This window comes from Methanolapillus africanus, from assembly GCF_032714475.1.
Taxonomy (GTDB): domain Archaea; phylum Halobacteriota; class Methanosarcinia; order Methanosarcinales; family Methanosarcinaceae; genus Methanolapillus; species Methanolapillus africanus.
In genome coordinates, this window is the sequence record NZ_JAWDKD010000031.1 from 1 (window position 1) to 1,361 (window position 1,361).

Sequence of the window (1,361 nt, forward strand, 5' to 3'; positions counted from 1 at the left end):
GGTAGCGTCGGCAGTTGTGTAACCGGCAGATGTGGCACCGGAGATGTCAGTGAACGTTGTGTTGTCTGCAGATTCTTGCCACTGGTAACCGTTTGCATTCGTTGCGACAACGCTGAAAGTTGCGTTTCGTCCGATTGAAATGTTCTTGTCAGCAGGTTGGGTTGTGATTGAGATCGCATCTGTTGCACTGAGAACAGTCAACTTGGCAGAGTTGGAAGTCAGCTCGTCGCCGTTGGTTCCGGCAATCACGACTCTGAAGTAAGTCATGCCGGCAGCGGTAGCATCAGCAGTTGTGTAACCGGCCGATGTGGCACCGGAGATGTCAGTGAATGTTGTATTATCTGCGGATTCCTGCCATTGATAACCGTTTGCATTCGTTGCAGTCACACTGAACGTTGCATTTTGACCGATTGAAATGTTCTTGTCAGCCGGTTGAGTTGTGATTGAGATCGCATCCGTTGCGCTCAAGACCGTCAACTTGGCAGAGTTGGAGGTCAACTCGTCACCGTTGGTTCCGGCAATCACGACTCTGAAGTAAGTCATACCGGCAACGGTAGCATCGGCGGTTGTGTAACCGGCAGATGTGGCGCCGGAGATGTCCGTGAACGTTGTGTTGTCTGCGGATTCCTGCCATTGATAACCGTTTGCGTTCGTTGCGACAACGCTGAACGTTGCGTTTTGACCGATTGAAATGTTCTTGTCAGCCGGTTGAGTTGTGATTGAAATCGCATCCGTTGCACTGAGAACAGTCAACTTGGCAGAGTTGGAAGTCAACTCGTCGCCGTTGGTTCCGGCAATCACGACTCTGTAGTAAGTCATGCCGGCAGCGGTAGCGTCGGCAGTTGTGTAACCGGCAGATGTGGCACCGGAGATGTCAGTGAACGTTGTGTTGTCTGCAGATTCTTGCCACTGGTAACCGTTTGCATTCGTTGCGACAACGCTGAAAGTTGCGTTTTGTCCGATTGAAATGTTCTTGTCAGCAGGTTGGGTTGTGATTGAGATCGCATCTGTTGCACTGAGAACAGTCAACTTGGCAGAGTTGGAAGTCAGCTCGTCGCCGTTGGTTCCGGCAATCACGACTCTGAAGTAAGTCATGCCGGCAGCGGTAGCATCAGCAGTTGTGTAACCGGCCGATGTGGCACCGGAGATGTCAGTGAATGTTGTGTTGTCCGCGGATTCTTGCCATTGGTAACCGTTTGCATTTGTTGCAGTCACACTGAACGTTGCGTTTTGACCGATTGAAATGTTCTTGTCAGCCGGTTGAGTTGTGATTGAAATCGCATCCGTTGCACTGAGAACAGTCAACTTGGCAGAGTTGGAAGTCAACTCGTCGCCGTTGGTTCCGGCAATCACGACTCTGT

At 51.1% G+C, this 1,361-nt stretch carries 1 protein-coding gene; it reads right to left on the bottom strand.

Annotated elements, in window-relative coordinates; translation table 11 throughout:
- Nucleotides 1-1,361 (bottom strand): hypothetical protein (locus tag MsAg5_RS09190; RefSeq protein ID WP_338100335.1); only part of this gene is annotated, 1,361 nt, incomplete at both ends.